This is a genomic window from Pasteurella sp. WM03, from assembly GCF_004570945.1.
In the GTDB taxonomy this organism is placed as follows: Bacteria; Pseudomonadota; Gammaproteobacteria; order Enterobacterales; family Pasteurellaceae; genus Rodentibacter.
This window is the reverse complement of the sequence record NZ_SPPO01000001.1, coordinates 1-19,751: the sequence shown is the minus strand read 5'-3', so window position 1 is coordinate 19,751 and position 19,751 is coordinate 1. Positions and strand designations below refer to the sequence as shown.

The following is a 19,751-nucleotide window of genomic DNA, read 5'->3' as shown; positions in this document are numbered from 1 at the left end:
TTCTCATTATTCTTTTGTGATTTGTTTATCTTCCGGCAAAATTAAATTCAATATCAATGCCAATAGTGAGCCAACCGTAATGCCTGATCCCAATACCTCTTTGAAAAAGTGCGGTAATTTATCAAGCAGTTCCGGACGGGTGGTGACCGCTAAACCGCAACCGATTGAAATAGCAATAATTAAGCCATTGCGTTTGCTACGTTCCACTTTATCCAACATTTGAATTCCCGCGGCAATAATCATGGCGAACATCATTAAGCCTGCACCACCGAGTACCGGTAGAGGGATAGAGACGATTAATGCACCAAATACAGGGAATAATCCTGCTAATGCCAATAACACACCGGTTAATGCGACCACATGGCGACTTGCCACGCCGGTTAGAGAAATAACCCCGATATTTTGAGAGAATGAAGAAAACGGTGTGGTGGACATAATCGCCGCTAAAGCCGAGCCTAAACCATCTGCCAATACACCGCCACGTAAATGTTTACCGGTAATTTCAGTATTAGTGGCATTTCCCAATGCAAGGAAATTGCCGCTAGATTCAACGATTGTGACTAAATAAGCAATGGACATTCCGATAATACCTGAAATAGGGAAGGCAAGCCCAAAGTGAAGCGGTTGGGGAACAGCAAAGGTTTGGGCGTTTTCCACACCGTCAAAATTCACCCAACCTAAAATAAGGCAGAGAACATAGCCTGTCATCATTCCAATTACAATAGCGGCGGCGGAGAAAATACCTTTCCCCCATTGAACCAACGCAACAACGATAACCAAGACAAAACTTGCCATCATCAAATTTTCCGGCGTGGCATAATTGGCATCACCACGCTGACCGCCGGCAAACCAATCCACCGCAACAGGAATTAAGCTCAAGCCAATCATCATCACCACTGTGCCGGTGACAACCGGTGGGAAAAGTTTACGAATATAAGGCATAAAAAAGCTACCGATAATCATCACTAAAGAGCCGACTAAGGAAGCCCCTAAAATCCCTGCGGCACCATAATCGCTGAAACCAATAGCGAGGGCGGCGGCGACAAAGGTAAAACTGGTTCCCATCACACTGGGTAAGCGAATACCAATTGGACCTAGACCACGACATTGAATCACTGTGACCACGCCGGAAATTAATAATGCGGCGTTCACTAATGTGATCGTATCTTCTGTGGGGAGTTTTAAAACATTCCCGATCACCAATGGCACGGCGATAATTCCCCCCAGTGCGGCTAATAAATGTTGTGCGGCAAGCAATAAACTCAATCCAAAAGGCGGTTTATCTTCAACGGAGTAGAGGAGTTGGTTGTTCATATTTTGGGTCCTTATGTAAAAGAAAGCGCGAATTATACGTTAAAGTGCTATATAAGGAAAACGTTTGCTTTTGTAGAGTAAAAGTGAGGTTAAGATTATTGCTATTATGTAGCAGTTGCACAAATCTGTTTGGGGGAGGGACACACTGCGTGTGTCCGAATTTTAACCTATTGAAATGATTTGGCTTTATAACGGACACACGCAGTGTGTCCCTACTATACTGATTTTTGACCGCACTTAATGGATTGCTTAGCCCCAATCAACATTAGTAAAGGCGTTATAAACTGCCCAAATAAAGAGAACTGCAATAATGGCGAGGACTAATTTCTCCCATTTGTTTAAATTGAATTTTCCGCCTTGGTATTGATAGCGAGAATATAAAAATAATCCAATTCCCGGTACATAAAGTAATACGGAAAGTAGCAAATAATCCAGCCCAGCGGCATATAAAATCCACAAACCGTAAAGCGATGCCATTAAGCCGGTGAGTTTAATATACCAAGGGGCATTTTGTTGAATGGAGAGCTTTAATAAATAGGCGCCAATTAAAAAATAAGGCACTAAAATCATTGAAGTGGAGATCAATAATAAAGCGTTATAACTTTTTCCTGTCAGCAAAACTAATAACAAACAAAGTTGTACGACAAATCCGGTAAACCAAAGGGAGTGAATTGGCGTGTTGTTTTCATTGAGTTTGTCGAAGATTTTCGGGAACGCACCGTTCTTAGCGCCACGATAAGGTACTTCGGCAGAGAACATTGTCCAACTAATATAAGAGGCGACTACCGAGACAATTAAACAAGCGGTAATGATGATTTTTCCGCTACTCCCGATCATATGTTCAAGCAAACCTGCCATGGAGGGATTTGACATTGTAGCGATCGTTTCACGGGGTAAAATTCCTAAGGAAAGCACGGTGATTGCCACATATAAGGCAAGGGCGATGACAATTCCCAATACGGTGGCCAGCCCGACATCCGTACGTTTTTTTGCATGTGCCGATAATACCGCCGCACCTTCCACGCCGGTAAACACCCACAGAGTGATTAACATGGTGTTTTTTACTTGATCGGAGACATGATTATTTAACGCGGTCGCTTTTACATCATGGTTAAATGTTTCAGGGCTGAAGAACCATAGGGCGAGTATGATAAACAAGCACAGGGGAAAAACTTTCACAAAGGTGGCAATAAGGTTCACGGTTGCCGCTTCTTTTATCCCTTTGGCGATTAAAATATGTACAAGCCAGACAACGATTGAAGAACCAATAAATGAAGCGATAGTATTTCCCTGCCCGAAAATCACCGCACTTTCGCTATCGGTGAACGTACCCAATCCCTCAAAGGCAACCACTAAATAACCCACAATCCCGATAGTGGCGCAGAGCCAATAGCCCCAAGCAGACATAAATCCCATGAGATCGCCAAAACCTTCTCGTGCATAGGTGTAAATACCACCGTCTAATTCGGGGCGAAGTCGGGAAATGAAAAAGAACGAGAGACCGAGAAAAATAATTCCTATGCCCGTAATCGTCCAACCAATAATGAGCGCTTCCGAGCCGGCAACTTCCGCCATATTTTGCGGTAGGCTGAAAATACCCGAGCCAATCATTGAGCTCAACACTAATGCTGTCAGAGACAATAAGCCAATTTTTTTATTTGACATTATGCTTTCCTAAAAAATGATAAAAATTAAAGGGATAGAATGGTTTTCACATATTGTTGTAATGTTGGAATCACAGCTTGTTCAAACCATAGATTTTTTTGTAACCAAAGTTGATTGCGTGGTGATGGGTGAACTAAAGGAAAAAAGTGCGGTAGAAATTCACGATAGTTTTTTACTGTTTCCGTCACGTTTAAGGTATTTTGCGGTAAATAGTATTTTTGCGCATATTGCCCGATTAAGAGTGTGAGCTGAATATTTGGTAAAGTGGCTAAAATTTGAGGATGCCATTTTTCCGCAAAACCTTTGCGTGGTGGTAAATCGCCTGATTTACCTTTGCCCGGATAATAAAAATCCATAGGGATTACCGCAAACACCCCCGAATGATAAAACATATCACGATCAACACCTAGCCATTCACGCAGGCGATCGCCACTTTTATCGTTCCAATAAAGACGGGTTTGCTCTGCTTTTACACCGGGAGCCTGACCGACAATGTTAATACGAGCAGTGCTAGGGGCGGCAAAAAGTGGTTCAATATGGCGAACGGTGAAATCTTGATTTTGAGGATCATTGATAATCGCCGTTTTGATTTGATTGATCGTTTGCATAATCAGTTTAATTTATTTCGTTTTATGGACTGTTGTTCAGACTAGCTAAATTTTTCCGCTAATGCCCCGATATGCTCAGGGCCAATACCACAACAGCCGCCAATAATGGTCGCACCGCTTTCAACCCATTTTTCCGCCCACACTAGATATTGTTGTGGGGTGAGATCCGCTCGGATTTCATCAAGCCCCTCATTTGCCGTTGCATCTTTGGGTTGGGGAGGAAAAGCATTGGCGTAAGCGCCAATACGAATGTTTGTTGCATGACGGGTTTTCAATGTTTCCTGTGTGACGAGCAAAGCCTGTTGAATGACTTCAGGTTGGCAACAGTTGAACAAAATTGCCGCCACGCCCAATTCGATCATTTTTTCGACCGCACTTTGCACTGTTTCACCGGAACGTAGGCGGGGGACATCAGTGGGTTCATCATCCTGTAAGGTAAAAGAAACCCAAAACGGGCGTGTATCTTTAGGCAATAGAGGTTTGATCGCTTGGGGTTCGGTAGCGGAACTTTGGGTTTCGCACAGCCAAAAATCCACATAAGGCGAAAGCCCGTCAATGATCGGTTGTGCAACTTCTTGTACGCGGTTCGGCTGATATAAATCAAAACGATAAGAACCGAATAACGGCGGAATAGAGCCAGCAATTTTGATAGGTGAAACACCCGAATTTTCAACCGCACTTTTAGCTAAACGCCCGGCAAGATCCGCTAACATTTTTCCATCAGCCTGAAAACGTTGTTCCCCAATATGAAAAGGCACAACAGCATAACTGTTAGTGGTTATCACCTGTGCGCCACTTTTGATAAAATCCTCATGCACAGATTGAACGGCGATTGGCTGTTGATACAGGGCAAGTGCCGACCATTCGGGCTGTTTAAAAGGTGCTTTACGGCGTGCTAATTCACGCCCCATACCGCCGTCTAGAATGATGATGTTTGACATAGTGCTATTCTCGGATAATTAGAGGGTTATTTATATAAGTTTTGTACTTGTTCTTCTGAGAGAATTCTTTGGTATTTATTAAATTCTCGTCCCATATAGTAAGAGCCAAAATTTGTTAAGTGATCTTGATCGCCATAGAGATACCTTCCTTCAGATATAACACTATCTTTTGGTAAGTATTGCTGAGCGTCAACCCAATAAACATTTGGAATGTTTTTAATTAAATCATGAATGATCTCATTACTCGTATCAATATTGCCCATTCTACGAACCGGTTGTAAATATTTTTCAAGACCATATTTTTCCAATAAGTGACCACGAATAGGAGAACGGGTAATAGAACTGTTATTTGCAAAAACATAAACGGGTTTGGATTCTGCAAGTTTTTTCACCATTGCTTTAAATCTAGATTGAAAATTAGGAATAATATAGGAATCTGTTTCAAATCTTGGCACAGGTTGTCCTCCCATTCTTAAATCATAAAACCCAGAAATAAATACGATGTCATATTTTTCTACCTTATCCCATTGGGATTGGCATTCAGGTATAACATGAGAAGCGTCATTAACCATTACTTGACATTTAGGTCCTAAATTCAAAATCTCTGATTTCCATCCCTCTTTTTGGCCGACATAATCAAGAAAATATTCAAGATGTTCTGCATGGGAATCACCTATAGTTATAATTTTTGGAGGTAAATTATTCATACTTATAAAATCTTGAGTATTTTGTTCAATATACTCTTTTTCCTGTTTTAATTTTCCTTTCGCATAAATGTTATATCCGATTAGTGTAGCTGAAGGAATAAGATATAAATAGAAAAATACTTTTTTAAAGGTGAGCTTAGATTTTCTAATTGGCTGCTCAATAATGTAATAGCTTAGGATAGAAAAGATAACGGTAACTATTAAAATCCCTAATATTTGATAATTAGTTAATACCTTTTCTCCTGTAATGTAATAAGTAAAGGTGATAAATACCCAATGATATAGGTATAGCGAATAAGATATTTTTCCAATAAAAACAATAGCCTTATTTGATAAAAAGCTTTTTATCAGATTTTGTTTTGTTGTGCTATAAATAATCAGCGCAGATAGTATACAAGGAAGAATTAATGTTATACCAGGAATAAAGTTCATATTTTTGTGTATAAAAAACAAGCAAAAAATTAATAAAATTGAGCTTGAAATGGCAATAATATTGCTTGCTGATTTGCTGATTTGCTGATTTGTTAATTTATTAAAAATTGCTAAGAGTGAGCCAATTAATAATTCAGGAAAACGTAGGTTTGATAGATAGTAGATATTGGGTTGGTTTAAAACGTCTTTGTAGAAATTAATAGGGATAAAGGATGTTAAAATTAATGTTATAAAAAATAGTAATGTGATGTAAAGTAAGTTTTTTATTTTTCTGGATTTTTTATAAGAAAAAATAAGTAATAGTGGAAAAATTAAATAGTATTGTTCTTCAACAGCTAATGACCAAATATGTAATACAGGATTTTCATTGGCATTTAAATCAAAGTAACCTTGTGTGAATCCAAGATAGAAATTAGATGAAAATAATGTGGCTAATTCAATAGTTTTTCTTAATTGATTGAAATCATTATAAATGAAAATAGCGGAAGCAATAAAAGAAATCAGTGCCATAACGGTAATAAAGGCAGGGTAAATTCGTTTAATTCTCCTATTATAAAAATTTTGGAAAGTAAAACGATTTTCTTCTATTTCAGTGATAATAATTCCAGTAATTAAGAAACCTGAAATTACAAAGAAAATATCTACTCCAAGAAAGCCACCAGGAAGCCAAGTTTCATTTAAATGGAAAATGATGACTGAAATGACTGCAATTGCACGTAAACCATCAATTTCTGGACGATATTTAATAGACATAAAGTTCCCCAAATTTTTCTAAAAAAGACCGCACTTTAAAAGTGCGGTCGTGTTGAATTAGATTTATACGTTGAAACGGAAGTGCATCACATCGCCGTCTTGCACGATGTAATCTTTCCCTTCTAAACGCCATTTGCCGGCTTCTTTTGCACCATTTTCCCCTTTGAATTGGATAAAATCTTCATAGGCGATGACTTCGGCACGAATAAAGCCTTTCTCGAAATCCGTGTGAATAACGGCAGCGGCTTTTGGTGCGGTAGCGCCTACGGAAACAGTCCACGCACGTACTTCTTTTATACCGGCGGTGAAGTAGGTTTGAAGATTTAATAAGGCGTATCCTGCACGAATCACACGGTTCAAGCCGGGTTCTTCAATGCCTAAATCTTGTAAAAACTCTGTTTTTTCTTCCTCTTCCAATTCCGCAATTTCCGCTTCAATGGCGGCACATACCGGCACAACTACTGAGCCTTCTTTTTCGGCAAACTCACGAACTTTTTCAAGATACGGGTTGTTTTCAAAACCGTCTTCATTAACGTTGGCGATATACATCGTCGGTTTTAGAGTGAGGAAGTTATAGCTTTTAATCGCAAGTAACTCTTCTTTATCGAGAGGAACGGAGCGGATCATCCCCGCTTCAGAAAGGATGGGAAGGATTTTTTCCATCACTGAAAGTTCAAATTTCGCTTCTTTATCACCGCCTTTGGCTCGTTTTTGTAAGCGTTGAATGGCTCGCTCGCAACTATCTAAATCAGCAAGGGCAAGTTCGGTATTGATGGTTTCAATATCGTTTAACGGATCGATTTTCCCTGCCACGTGAACAATATCGTCATTTTCAAAACAGCGAACAACATGACCAATTGCATCGGTTTCACGAATGTTTGCTAAGAATTTATTACCCAAGCCTTCGCCTTTACTTGCACCTGCCACTAAACCAGCGATATCCACAAATTCCATGGTGGTTGGAAGGACACGCTCCGGCTTGACGATTTCTGCAAGAGCATCAAGGCGGGGGTCCGGCATTGGGACCACGCCGGTGTTTGGTTCAATTGTACAGAACGGATAATTCGCCGCTTCAATACCTGCTTTAGTGAGCGCATTAAAAAGGGTGGATTTCCCTACGTTTGGTAAGCCCACGATACCACATTTAAATCCCATATTTTTTCCTTAATATTGAGTTAAAAAAGTTGCGAAAATGACCGCACTTTTAAATTTTAAAACTGTTTAAGCGATTAGTCGCCTTTACTATGCCGTCTTTAAAAATCATCTCTACGCAATCTGTTGCCTCGTCCAAGGCTTTTTCAAGCATGTTACGCTCTGTCGGAGACGGTTTACTTAGCACATAAGAGGCTACCAAATCACGATGTCCTGGATGTCCAATGCCAAGGCGTAAACGGTAAAAATTGTTACTATTTCCTAACTGCGCCACAATATCTTTTAAGCCGTTATGTCCGCCGTGTCCGCCGCCTTGTTTGAGTTTTGCCGTGCCGGGTGATAAATCCAACTCGTCATGAATCACAAGAATTTCTTCCGGTTTGATTCGATAGAATCCCGCCAGTGCGCCTACGGATTTACCGCTTAAGTTCATAAAGGTGGTCGGCACAAGCAGGCGGACTTCTTTTCCATTCACCAACGTGCGGGCGGTTTTACCGAAGAATTTATTGTCGGGGTTAAGCGTAACATTGAAACGATACGCTAAACGTTCTACCAACCATTCACCGGCATTATGCCGTGTCTCGGCATATTTATCGCCAGGGTTACCAAGTCCAACAATGAGTTTAATTTCAGACATATTGCATAATGATGTTAAAAAATAGTGGCGTATTGTAGCGAAATGCAGGTAAATTCTCAATCTATAACGCAAGAACAAGCACGCCCGCCAAAATTAATATATTTCCTTATTTTATCGTTAAAATTGACCGCACTTTTCCGCTATAATAGCCAAAATTTTTTGTATAAAGAAAGCATAATGAATCAGATCAATATTGAAATCGCCTATGCCTTGCCGGAACGCTATTATTTAAAATCTTTTCAAGTGGAGGAGGGCACAATGGTACAAACTGCCATTTTGCAATCTGGTATTCTGCAACAATTTACCGATATTGATTTACGTGAGAATAAAGTGGGCATTTTCAGTCGTCCGACAAAATTAACCGATATATTGAAAGAGGGCGATCGTGTTGAAATTTATCGTCCCTTACTGGCTGATCCGAAAGAAATCCGCCGTAAACGGGCAGCAGAACAAGCCGCTCAAGCCAATAAAGAAAAAGGAGTCCAAAAATGACCGCACTTTCCCAAGCCGATTTTTGCTTACCCGAGCATATTACCCCTGAAATTTTCTTGCGGGATTATTGGCAGAAAAAGCCACTCATTATCCGCAACGGGTTGCCTGAAATTGTGGGGCAGTTTGAACCGCAAGATATTATCGAATTGGCGCAAAATGAAGATGTCACGGCACGTTTAATTAAAACCTTTTCGGATGATGATTGGAAAGTGTTTTTTAGCCCTTTAACGGAACAGGATTTTAAACATTTGCCACAGAAATGGTCGGTGCTGGTGCAAAATATGGAACAATGGTCGCCGGAATTAGGACAACTTTGGAACAAATTTGGTTTTATTCCCCAATGGCAACGTGATGACATTATGGTGTCTTATGCGCCGAAAGGTGGCTCGGTGGGCAAACATTATGATGAATATGATGTGTTTTTAGTGCAAGGCTATGGCCGCCGCCGTTGGCAGTTGGGAAAATGGTGTGATCCGAGTACCGAATTTAAACCGAATCAGCCGATTCGTATTTTTGACGATATGGGGGAATTGGTGATTGATGAGGTTATGAATCCGGGCGACATTCTTTATATTCCCGCCCGTATGGCACATTATGGCGTGGCGGAGGAAGATTGTTTGACTTTTTCTTTCGGTCTGCGTTATCCGAATTTGACCCATTTAATTGATGGCATTAGTAAAGGTTTTTGCCATCAAGATCCGGATTTGAATTTAAGTGAATTTGATTTACCGCTTCGCTTAACACAATCGGTACAGCGTAGCGGTAAGCTTGCCGACGAAAATATTCAGGTGATGAAACAACAACTACTGGATAAACTAGCCCATTCAGAAGCCTTTGATAAGTTATTCAAACAGGCTGTGGCAAGCGCGGTGAGTTCACGCCGTTATGAACTGTTGGTTTCTGAAGAAATGAGTGATCCTGAAGAGGTCCGTGCCGATTTAGAACAGGGGGCGTTACTTTGTCAGGATAATAATTGCAAGTTGCTCTACACGGAAAATCCCCTTCGCATTTATGCCAATGGCGAATGGTTGGATGAGTTAAACTTGGTGGAAACGGAAGTTTTGAAACGCTTAGCGGACGGTGAATACTTAGATTGGGCGTTTTTAACGGATTTAACGAATGAAACGGAAGATCCGGAAACGACGATGGAATTATTGTTAGATTCAATTTGTAACTGGCTGGACGATGGCTGGGTGTTGCTCGATGAATATGTCTGATAATATTTATTCAGTATCCCAACTCAATAATGCGGCACGCCAAATGTTGGAAAACAATTTTTCACAAATTTGGCTGACGGGGGAAATTTCTAATTTTACCCAACCGGTATCGGGGCATTGGTATCTCACCTTAAAAGATGAAAATGCACAGGTGCGTTGTGCGATGTTTCGGATGAAAAATTTGCGTGTGGCGTTTCGTCCGCAAAATGGGATGCAAGTCTTGGTGCGTGCTAATGTGAGTTTATATGAGCCACGGGGGGATTACCAACTCATCATTGAATCCATGCATTCTGCGGGTGAAGGCTTGTTACAACAGCAATTTGACGCCCTGAAAATGAAATTGGCGGCAGAAGGACTCTTTGCTCAAAATCTCAAGAAAAATTTACCGCACTTTAGTAAAGCCGTAGGGATTATCACTTCCTCTACCGGCGCAGCATTACAAGATATTTTGCACATTTTGGCTCGTCGTGATCCGAGTTTGAAGGTAGTGATTTATCCCACAGCCGTGCAAGGCAAAGAGGCAACGGCTGAGATTGTGCAGATGATCGAACTGGCAAATGTACGGCGAGAAGTGGACGTGCTGATTGTCGGGCGGGGCGGCGGTTCGTTAGAAGATCTTTGGTGTTTTAATGAGGAATCTGTTGCACGTGCGATTTTTCGCTCCACGTTACCGATTATCAGTGCCGTAGGTCATGAAACGGATGTCACTATTGCCGATTTTGTTGCTGATCTTCGTGCGCCGACTCCCTCGGCGGCGGCAGAATTGGTCAGCCGAAATCAAGGGGAGTTACTGCAACAACTCCGCCATCAGCAACAGCGTTTAGATATCGCGCTTGACCGATTATTAACAGAAAAAAGCCAGCATTTAAAGCAACTAACATTGCGTTTACAAAATCAACATCCGCAGAATCAACTGCGTGTTCAACAGGCAAAAAATGAGCAACTGGCACAGCGTTTACAGTTTGCGATGAAACGTCAGGTTGAAAAAACACAGCAAAAATTGACCGCGCTTTCCCTTCGTTTGGCACAAAATCCCTTACCTTATCGTATCCAACGTTATCAACAACAATTAGTGCAATTACAAGGGCAATTGCATTTCTGCACAAACCGCCGATTGACAGAACGCCAAAATAGGCTTGCGACTTTATGTGGCAAACTAGACGGATTAAGCCCATTGAAAGTATTGTCTCGTGGTTATTCCATTGCTCAAAACACTCAAGGGAAAGCGATTACAAGTGTGAAAGATGTCGCTCAAGAAGAATTGATCACCACGAAAATGACTGATGGAAAGATTATTAGCCGGATTGTGGAAATTAAGGTAGATATTCATCACAAAATTTTGTAAAGATATTAAAAAAGTGCGGTATAACCGCACTTTTTCGTTATTCCCATTCAATTGTTGCTGGTGGTTTTCCGCTTACGTCATACACAACGCGAGAGATACCATTCACTTCATTGATAATTCGATTGGAGATCTTGCCTAATAACTCGTATGGTAAATGCGCCCAATGAGCGGTCATAAAGTCGATGGTTTCAACGGCTCGGAGAGAAACAACCCAGTCATATTTACGACCGTCCCCCATTACGCCGACGGATTTCACCGGAAGGAACACGGTGAAAGCTTGGCTGACTTTGTAATACCAATCTGCTTTGTGTAATTCTTCAATAAAAATCGCATCGGCACGGCGGAGGAGATCGCAGTATTCTTTTTTCACCTCACCTAACACACGCACCCCTAACCCAGGGCCTGGGAATGGATGGCGATTGAGCATTTCTGCCGGTAAACCGAGCGCTAAGCCGATTTTACGCACTTCGTCTTTGAATAGTTCACGCAATGGTTCGACTAAACCGAGCTTCATATAATCCGGCAGACCGCCCACGTTGTGATGTGATTTAATCACATGTGCTTTGCCTGTTTTGCTAGCGGCGGATTCGATCACGTCAGGATAAATCGTACCCTGTGCCAACCATTTTACATTTGGCAATTTTTTCGATTCATCATCAAACACATCGACGAAGACTTTACCGATGATTTTACGCTTCGCTTCTGGTTCATCCACGCCGGCGAGTTCGCTTAGGAAACGATCTTCTGCGTTCACACGGGTGATGTTTAAACCGAATTTATTGCCGAACATTTCCATCACTTGATCGCCTTCGTTTAAGCGTAATAAGCCGTTATCCACGAAGACACAGTGCAAGTTTTTGCCGATTGCGCGGTGCAATAATAAGGCGACAACAGAGGAATCTACGCCACCTGATAAGCCTAAAATCACTTCATCATCGCCCACTTGTGCTTTTATGCGGGCAACGGCGTCTTCAATAATATTTTCAGCCGTCCACTTGGTCTCACAACCACAAATGTTCACCACAAAATTCGTTAATAATTCTAAACCACTTTTGGTGTGGGTAACTTCAGGGTGGAATTGCACGCCATAGAAATGGCGGCTTTCGTCAGACATGGCGGCGATTGGGCAGGTTGGCGTTGTACCGGTTACATTGAAGTTAGTAGGCAAACGAGTCACTTTATCGCCGTGGCTCATCCAAACATCTAATTTGTTATCGCCATCGTTGAGGTTCGCAAAAAGTGCGGTCGAATTTTCCAATGAAACAGAGGCATAACCAAACTCACGGTGATCGGAGGTTTCCGTTAAACCGCCTAATTGCATTGCCATCGTTTGCATACCATAGCAAATACCCAGTACCGGCACACCTGCATTAAAGACATATTCCGGCGCGCGTGGGCTGTTTTCTTCCGTGGTACTTTCCGGTCCGCCTGAAAGAATGATCCCCGTTGGGTTAAATTCTCGGATTTGTTCTTCGGTTACATCCCACGCCCAAAGTTCGCAGTACACCCCAATTTCACGCACACGACGTGCGATCAGCTGGGTATATTGTGAACCAAAGTCGAGGATGAGGATTTTATGATGGTGAATGTTTGTCATTTTTTACCTTAATAAAATGGTTAATAATGTAACTTTTGAATGATGGTTGAAATTTCGATCATATCCTTGCCACAATAATCGGCTTCGGATTGGTCAATAAGTATTCGTTTTTCTTCGTAGGCAATCACAGGAATACCGGCAGATTTTGCCGCTTGAATGCCGAAAAATGAATCCTCAATCGCTACAGCATTTTTTGCTTGCACATCTAATTTTTTGAGGGTGTAGCGATAAATTGTCGGATCAGGCTTGCTACGTTCAAATTGTTCGCCACTGACAATAAAATCAAAGTGTTGAATGATACCACATTTCGTCAAAATAGTCTGAATATGTTCAAGGCGAGAAGAGGAGGCTACTGCCAGTTTAATATGGTGTTGTTTGGCAAAATCAATAATTTTTTGAATATCAGAACGGAAAATTGAAGGATAATCCACTTTTGAAAAAAGTTGATTGAAAAAATCAAAATAGCGTTGTTTGATTTCTTCTAATGGTAATGAAGAACCACTTAATTTTTTTACAATTTCAGGAATGTCAGACAACCCTTTTCCTACCAATTCTGAATATTCGAGTGGAGTTAAAGTGCGGTCGTGTTCTTTGATGGATTCAATAAACTGTGTTTGTAAGCCGTATTCTAAAAATTCAGTATCGACAATCACACCATCCATATCAAAGATAATTGCTTGGAGCATAGGGCTTCCTTATTCAGTATAAACGTTCAAATTTTGAAAAACTTTGTGAAAAATGACCGCACTTTAAACAACAAAAGTGGGCTAAAGCCCACTTTACAGCTTACCCCATTCGATAATTCGGGGCTTCTTTAGTAATCGTCACATCGTGAACGTGGCTTTCTTTAATACCTGCACCGCTGATTCGTACAAATTCCGCTTTAGTACGAAGTTCATCAATGGTGGCACAGCCCGTTAAGCCCATACAAGAACGTAATCCGCCCATTTGTTGGTGGATAATTTCTTTTAAATAACCTTTGTATGGAATACGTCCTTCAATACCTTCGGGCACGAGTTTGTCGGCGGCGTTATCCGATTGGAAATAGCGATCCGATGAACCTTTCGCCATGGCACCCAATGAACCCATACCACGATAGGATTTAAAGGCACGGCCCTGGTAAAGCTCAATTTCGCCAGGGGCTTCTTCCGTGCCGGCAAACATTGACCCCACCATCACACAGCTTGCACCGGCAGCGAGGGCTTTGGCAATATCACCGGAGAAACGGATACCGCCGTCAGCAATGACCGGAATACCACGATCTTTCAAGGCTTCTGCGGCATCGGCAATCGCCGTGATTTGTGGTACGCCTACACCGGTGACGATACGAGTGGTACAGATTGAGCCGGGGCCAATCCCTACTTTCACGGCGCTTGCTCCGGCATCAGCCAAAGCAATAGCACCTTCAGCTGTCGCAATATTACCGGCGATGATAGGAAGATCTGGGTATTTGGCACGGGTTTCACGCACACGTTGTAGCACACCTTCGGAATGACCGTGTGAAGAGTCGATTAACAATACATCGACGCCCGCCTTGACTAAAGCATCAATACGTTCTTCGTTACCCGGGCCAGCCCCCACTGCCGCCCCCACACGTAAACGTCCGAATTCATCTTTACAGGCGTTCGGCTTACTTTCGGCTTTTTGGTAGTCTTTTAGGGTAATCATCCCTTTTAATTTGAAATTGTCGTTTACCACCAATACTTTTTCCACACGATTTTCATGCATTAAGTGGAAAATTTCTTCACGGGACGCCCCTTCTTTGACGGTGACTAATCGCTCTTTTGGCGTCATAAAATCCGCTACCGTTTTACTTAAATCTGAAATGAAACGGGTATCACGGCCAGTGATAATACCTACCAGATTTTTCTCCGCATCAACCACTGGATAACCGGCAAAACCATTTTTCTTGGTAAGTTCGGCTAATTCTGCAAGCGTAAGCGTTGGTGAAACGGTAACCGGTTCGGAAACAATACCACTCTCGAATTTTTTCACCTTACGCACACGATCAGCTTGGCGTTCAATAGACATATTCTTGTGAATAAAGCCAATCCCGCCTTCTTGGGCGAGGGAAATTGCCAATTTGGTTTCGGTGACCGTATCCATCGCTGCAGAGAGCATGGGGATATTCAGCCGAATAGTTTTAGTGAGTTGGGTTGAAAGATTAGCCGTGTTTGGAAGCACGGTAGAATGTGCCGGGACAAGAAGAACATCATCAAATGTCAGCGCTTCTTTTTTGATTCTAAGCATAGCAATATTTCCGTCGTTAAAAATGAATGTTAAAAAATATTGCGGCGGGATTATACAGATTTTATATGGCGTTGAAAATGAAATTTTTAGATTTTATGCTATGATTTGCAAACGTTTTCGTGATGGGAAGAAGTATGAATTTGGCATTATTAACCAGTTTGTCCGATTGCACGCCAAAGGTGCGGTCAGAATTGGCGACATTTTCGCAAAATGTGGCTTTTGATGTGCAGCAGTTGAGAGAGTTGGGGCTAAATATTGAAGAAAATGCCTCACACTATCAATTAATACCGCAGTTGCCTTTACTCAATTTACAGCAAATTTCAACCGCTCTTTTACCCTATCGGGTACATTATGAACCGGTAATATCCTCCACTAATGAATGGATTTTACAAAATATTGCTCATCTTCAAAAAGGCGATCTTTGTCTTGCGGAATATCAAACGGCTGGTCGTGGGCGGCGTGGTCGTCAATGGTTGTCACCTTTTGCCGGTCAAATGATGTTTAGTTTTTATTGGACATTCGATCCTAAAAAATCAATTGAAGGGTTGAGTTTAGTCGTGGGGCTTGCGATTGCAGAGACGTTTGGTGCACAAGTGAAATGGCCGAACGATATTTTATTTAATGGGCGAAAACTGGGCGGTATTCTAGTTGAGATTCCGAATGTAAAAAATGGTTATTTAAACCTTGTTATTGGTGTAGGAATCAATGTGTCGTTACCGGAAAAAACAGGTATTAACCAACCTTATACACAATTGTGTGAAATTGATCCTAATGCGGATCGCCAAATTTTATTTCCGAAATTAATTCAACATCTGTATAGGTATTTAAACCGTTTCGAAAAAGAAGGGATTAGTGAAGAATTTCGACAAGTCTGGCAGAGACATAATGCGTTTTCTTACCAAGAGGTGAATGTTCTTACTGAGCAGGGTGTGGTTTCCGGTATTGAGCAAGGTATTGATGAGCGAGGACGCTTACAAGTACAATGCGGAAGTGAACTTCGCACTTTTAACGGTGGCGAAGTCTCCCTACGTAGAAAATAAGTGCGGTTAAAAATTTCGTTGTTTTTAACCGCACTTAGATTTAAATCACCTTTTGTATGAGAGAGGAAATATCACTCTCAAATTGCTCTTTTTCTGCCATTTCAGTGATTTGAGAATGAGAGTAGCGTTTAGCGTTATACACCGCCACAATACTGGTATCGCCAACTTGCAGGAAATGGTGTTCGCCAAAGTCGGTGTAACGTGTTGCGCCAATGCTGATAATGGCTTGTCTCGGATAATTTGCCGTTTTAAGTAATACTGCGATATTGTTCATCGGACCCTCATCAAGCTGATTATTCATCCGATCGATAATCCAATCCAATAATTTTTGATGAAAATAGCTATACCCCACCGCCGGGCTATCAATGCCGTACTCATTCATTACGCCATTGCGTTTATGGAAGCAGGCGATATGGAAATCGTCCAACACTCCGCCAGTATTGAAATGATCTAAGGCTAACCAATTTGCCGCAATGCCTTTGGATTTTTCCCCCCAATTCTTTTTCTCACAAATTTTGCGAGCATTTGGGCGGCGAATGGAGCAGTCGTTATAAGCGGCAAAATGAGTCGGCAAAAGTGCGGTCACTTTTCCGAGAGAATATTGAATTTCGCACATTAAGGCAATTTCAGGTTCAATTTGTAGATTGTCCGCATCATTTGGGAAACGAATTTCTGAATGGGAAAGGGGATAGGTGGACAGAAATTGATACTCGTCCAAGTTTTCACTGGGTACATAAAAAGGGAAAATCGCTTTGGGCTGTACAGCCTCTAGCGTTTTCACCTGTAAAAAATCCGCCGCCTCGCCCGCTTGTTCTAAATGGCCGGCAAAATTACCTGCTACGCCTAAGCCGATAAAATTGTTATGCATTGTATTCTCCTCGATAAAAATTGTTTGAATTTTAACGTTTAGTGAATGAAAAATCATTAAGAAATGATTTTTTGCTTTTGCTGGAAGCATTATTTATCCTCTATATTTTATGTTGAGTTAAGCATTGATTTTTATTAGGCAGAATATATAAGATTGATCAAAAAAAAAACAATATATAATCAAAAATTGTTCGATTTATGAGGAGGAATGTGATCATTTCTCAATACTTTTTACCTATTTTATGGAGGTTATATGAATAAAATGAAAAATATTGTAAACGTTAATGCCGTTGAAGAAAATTTGCCGCCAACTCAGACTGAGGGATTAGTTGATGAAAGTCTTGTCCCACAAAAAAGGACACCTATACAGGCTACGGAAGCTCAATTTGCATCTGAAAAATTACCTGAAGAACAGTTGGAAGAGACTGTAGAAGGGAGTGAAAAAGGGGAGTCTTCATTAAAATGGTATTTTTTAGGCGGATTAGCGGCATTTGGTGGAGGCATTGCTTTATTGTCTGGTAGTAGAAGTAATGGTGGTGGACAATCTGTTGAGAAAAAAACTGATGAGGCGCAACAAGGTTCATCAATTGAAGAGCAAAATGCAATGTTACCTCCTACATCGTTAAAACCACAACCAAGTGTCGAAAGTAAGACGGAAGAAAAAAATGAAATTCAACTAGAGCAAAATCAGCCAGAACAAATAAAATCAGACGCTCAGTCAGAGGAAAATGTATCCGAAAAAGCGATCAGTTTGAAATCTTATCAATATGATTTTGAAACCTTTAAACTTAACAGCCGGCTTGATAGTGATAAAGACGGTTTATTTGATATGCTTGATCCGAATCCTCAGTGTTGGAATGTATCAGAACGGGATTTACGTACTTTCAGTACACTTTCTTACAAAGATGAGAAAGAACTCAAAGCCATTTTTAACGATAAAGAAGATTTAATCGAATGGAATAAAATTAACGAAGACAAAAAGGAAGGATTTAATCTGAGTTTTAGTGAGGAAGAGGGGCGAGATTTTGTTAAGAATTGGGAATTTGTTGAAGCTGAACATAAAGGCGATTTTTTAGGGAGTGGTTTAGATTATGCCATTTTTGGTCAAGGTAAAAAAGAGAATGGTGGCTATGAGCAATTAGTATTTGCTTTTAGAGGTTCTAAGGGTAAATGGCTCAATTTTCAAGATTGGTATGCAGATTTAAAAGCCCTACGTGGTGTTACACCGAAGCAGGCAGAACAGATAGAAAAAGAAGAGAACATTAGAGAGTTACTAGAAAAGTCTGATTCGGTTTATGCCACAGGGCATTCGCTCGGTGGTTATTTATCTCAGTATTTTACTGCTTATGTAATGCAACAAAGCCCTGAATTACAGGCAAAAATGAAACATAGTGCGATTTTTAATCCACTGATGCTTTTAACGACTAGAGAATCAGAGGAAGCATTGGATCTGGCTCGTATTAATAATGACCGCTTGGTTAAAGAGGAGATCAGTAATGATGATGTTACCAGCAATGTCCCACACTATAAAACCAATTCCTATGTGATTAATGGGGAGTTTTTGGCTGATGGGGGAGTACCGAGCAGTGTTGTTAGTACAGCAACTGGAGGAGGTGCTGCCATCGGAGCCATTGGTCTTGGTATACTGGGTCTTATTACTGGAGGTTTAGGGTTAGGAATTGCTGCTGGCGGGCTTATTGGTGCTGGGGTAGGCAATTCTCTTGCTAAAGAAGTAAAAGATAAAATTGGTGATGGTTTTGGGACTTACGAAAATGCTGTTCGTTTTGAACCTGAAAAAAGAGATTGGCTAGATTCACATTCGTTGATACGCTTTTACGAGAAAACCGATAAATTGGTTGAGCATTTTTCTTTCGGTAGTCGTCACGATAAATGGCAAGAGATGCCAAATTCTTATACTCAAGATAGCGATAATGATGGTATTGCTGATGTTGTTGAACGTTATTTCCATTCAGATCCCTATGATTCTAAGAGTACGGTTGCCTACACTCAATTACAAGAAAATGGAAAGTCTGCAGGGGAGAGTTTGCCAACGGTTGTTTATCAATTAGGGGAACAAACTAATTTTTCTAGCCGTTCGACTGCTCAGATTGAACATATTTTAGGGAATGATCGGGATAACCGGCTAGACGGTGGGGAGGGCAACAATATTCTTTCAGGTGGAAAAGGTAAGGATGTTTTTGTATTAGGGAATAATGATTTTAAAAATCAAGAGCTTAATATAATTGTAGATTTTGATTCTCAAGAGGATAAGCTAGATTTATCTGTATTGGGAATTACACAACATTTCGACAGGTTATTTTCTAATGATGTGAAGGCAAATACGCTTTTACATTGGGATACAGAAAATCAAACATTAAATTATCAGGTGGACAATCAAAGTTTTGTTTTAGCTCAAATTTTGAATAAAACTGAGGTAGGTGTAGAAAATATCGTGTTTTAATGGTGATAATTTAGTCATTTAATAGCAATTTATAATTTTTTTGTAAAAAGTGCTTGCATAGGTCTAATTTTTTCCTATAATACGCCCCACACAACGACGCGCTGTTGTGAGAGATGTGAATTTTGCAGTGCGTCGTTATTTTTTGCTCTTTAACAACGAATCAGACAATCTGTGTGGGCACTTGTTGATTGACTTATTAAAATATTTTAATTTTGAAGTCTTAATAGGTGCTGAAACTAGAAATTCATATTACTTTAAGTGATGTATTATTAT

Annotated in this window: 16 protein-coding genes; 5 read left to right on the top strand and 11 right to left on the bottom strand. The window is 40.9% G+C overall.

All coding sequences use genetic code 11. The features are described 5' to 3' along the window. Positions 1 to 6: 6 nt before the first annotated feature. The 7 genes from E4T92_RS00080 to pth form a co-directional block, all read right to left on the bottom strand. Positions 7 to 1,314, bottom strand: coding sequence for a nucleobase:cation symporter-2 family protein (locus E4T92_RS00080; RefSeq protein WP_135092947.1), 1,308 nt, complete (start codon positions 1,312 to 1,314; stop codon positions 7 to 9). Between the two features lie 249 nt (positions 1,315 to 1,563). Next, entirely contained in the window at positions 1,564 to 2,979 is a 1,416-nt protein-coding gene (locus E4T92_RS00075) for a basic amino acid/polyamine antiporter (RefSeq protein ID WP_135092946.1), read from the bottom strand. Between the two features lie 26 nt (positions 2,980 to 3,005). Next, positions 3,006 to 3,587: a uracil-DNA glycosylase family protein gene (locus E4T92_RS00070; protein WP_077540498.1), complete on the bottom strand. Its 582-nt coding sequence runs from the start codon at positions 3,585 to 3,587 to the stop codon at positions 3,006 to 3,008. A 41-nt stretch (positions 3,588 to 3,628) separates the two neighbouring features. Continuing rightward, positions 3,629 to 4,528, bottom strand: a complete 900-nt coding sequence (locus E4T92_RS00065) for a homocysteine S-methyltransferase family protein (protein ID WP_135092945.1) — start codon at positions 4,526 to 4,528, stop codon at positions 3,629 to 3,631. A gap of 26 nt (positions 4,529 to 4,554) precedes the next feature. Continuing rightward, a complete protein-coding gene (locus tag E4T92_RS00060) occupies positions 4,555 to 6,420 on the bottom strand; it encodes an acyltransferase family protein (RefSeq protein ID WP_135092944.1) in 1,866 nt (621 codons plus the stop codon). 63 nt (positions 6,421 to 6,483) lie between these two features. Then, positions 6,484 to 7,575 (bottom strand): redox-regulated ATPase YchF, encoded by a 1,092-nt coding sequence (gene ychF / locus E4T92_RS00055; RefSeq protein ID WP_135092943.1) that lies wholly within the window; start codon positions 7,573 to 7,575, stop codon positions 6,484 to 6,486. A gap of 49 nt (positions 7,576 to 7,624) precedes the next feature. Beyond that, on the bottom strand, positions 7,625 to 8,209 hold the full coding sequence (gene pth, locus E4T92_RS00050) for an aminoacyl-tRNA hydrolase (RefSeq protein WP_135092942.1): 585 nt from the start codon (positions 8,207 to 8,209) through the stop codon (positions 7,625 to 7,627). A gap of 177 nt (positions 8,210 to 8,386) precedes the next feature. Between pth and E4T92_RS00045 the strand changes: the two genes are divergently transcribed. From E4T92_RS00045 to xseA, 3 genes are read left to right on the top strand one after another with little or no spacing between them, the layout of a single operon-like run. Further along, the gene (locus E4T92_RS00045; RefSeq protein ID WP_077540534.1) at positions 8,387 to 8,701 is read left to right on the top strand and encodes an RnfH family protein; all 315 of its coding nucleotides are present in this window, start codon (positions 8,387 to 8,389) and stop codon (positions 8,699 to 8,701) included. Beyond that, positions 8,698 to 9,918 (top strand): cupin domain-containing protein, encoded by a 1,221-nt coding sequence (locus E4T92_RS00040; RefSeq protein WP_077540508.1) that lies wholly within the window; start codon positions 8,698 to 8,700, stop codon positions 9,916 to 9,918. Before E4T92_RS00045 ends, E4T92_RS00040 begins: the two co-directional genes overlap by 4 nt. After that, entirely contained in the window at positions 9,911 to 11,263 is a 1,353-nt protein-coding gene (gene xseA / locus E4T92_RS00035; RefSeq protein WP_135092941.1) for an exodeoxyribonuclease VII large subunit, read from the top strand. Before E4T92_RS00040 ends, xseA begins: the two co-directional genes overlap by 8 nt. A 37-nt stretch (positions 11,264 to 11,300) precedes the next feature. On the opposite strand, the gene guaA is transcribed toward xseA, so the two are convergent. The 3 genes from guaA to guaB all read right to left on the bottom strand — a co-directional run bounded on the left by guaA (position 11,301) and on the right by guaB (position 15,110). Continuing rightward, complete coding sequence (gene guaA / locus E4T92_RS00030) at positions 11,301 to 12,860, bottom strand: glutamine-hydrolyzing GMP synthase (protein WP_135092940.1); 1,560 nt, start codon at positions 12,858 to 12,860, stop codon at positions 11,301 to 11,303. Positions 12,861 to 12,880: 20 nt separating this feature from the next. Next, positions 12,881 to 13,546, bottom strand: a complete 666-nt coding sequence (locus E4T92_RS00025) for an HAD family phosphatase (RefSeq protein WP_135092939.1) — start codon at positions 13,544 to 13,546, stop codon at positions 12,881 to 12,883. A 100-nt stretch (positions 13,547 to 13,646) separates the two neighbouring features. Continuing rightward, positions 13,647 to 15,110, bottom strand: coding sequence for an IMP dehydrogenase (gene guaB / locus E4T92_RS00020; RefSeq protein ID WP_077540513.1), 1,464 nt, complete (start codon positions 15,108 to 15,110; stop codon positions 13,647 to 13,649). Positions 15,111 to 15,244: 134 nt separating this feature from the next. On the opposite strand from guaB, the gene birA reads away from it, so the two are divergent. Then, positions 15,245 to 16,150: a bifunctional biotin--[acetyl-CoA-carboxylase] ligase/biotin operon repressor BirA gene (gene birA, locus E4T92_RS00015; RefSeq protein WP_135092938.1), complete on the top strand. Its 906-nt coding sequence runs from the start codon at positions 15,245 to 15,247 to the stop codon at positions 16,148 to 16,150. Between the two features lie 40 nt (positions 16,151 to 16,190). Here the strand turns inward: birA and E4T92_RS00010 are convergent, their stop codons facing one another. Then, positions 16,191 to 17,018, bottom strand: coding sequence for a DUF5718 family protein (locus tag E4T92_RS00010; protein ID WP_135092937.1), 828 nt, complete (start codon positions 17,016 to 17,018; stop codon positions 16,191 to 16,193). 252 nt (positions 17,019 to 17,270) lie between these two features. On the opposite strand from E4T92_RS00010, the gene E4T92_RS11125 reads away from it, so the two are divergent. Beyond that, complete coding sequence (locus tag E4T92_RS11125) at positions 17,271 to 19,478, top strand: M10 family metallopeptidase C-terminal domain-containing protein (RefSeq protein ID WP_135092936.1); 2,208 nt, start codon at positions 17,271 to 17,273, stop codon at positions 19,476 to 19,478. The last annotated feature ends 273 nt before the right edge of the window (positions 19,479 to 19,751 follow it).